Here is a 274-nt window from a genome sequence, read left to right on the forward strand (position 1 = left end):
GGGCGCATCCGGCGCATTCGCCAGTGCGGCCGCCAGCGCGCCGCTGAAGGCATCGCCGGCGCCGGTGGTGTCGATGGGCTGCACGCGTTCGGGCGCGCTGCGGTAGTGCGGCTGCGCGTCACCGCGCAGGGACGCGGTCGCATGCGAGACGAAGGCGCCGTGGCCACCCAGCGTCACCACCACCGTCCCCACATGCAGCGCTCGGCAGAGCGCATGCAGGGCTGCATCCTCCAGCGCCGCCAGCGCATCGGCCGCAGGCGCATCGAGCCCGCGC

Annotated in this window: 1 protein-coding gene; it reads right to left on the reverse strand. The window is 75.2% G+C overall.

Annotated elements, in window-relative coordinates; all coding sequences use genetic code 11:
• A partial coding sequence (locus FLQ44_RS08200; protein WP_147693973.1) for a PfkB family carbohydrate kinase occupies positions 1 to 274 on the reverse strand: 274 nt, incomplete at both ends.

Origin of the sequence: Vogesella mureinivorans (assembly GCF_007644035.1) — a bacterium.
Lineage (GTDB): Bacteria > Pseudomonadota > Gammaproteobacteria > Burkholderiales > Chromobacteriaceae > Vogesella > Vogesella mureinivorans.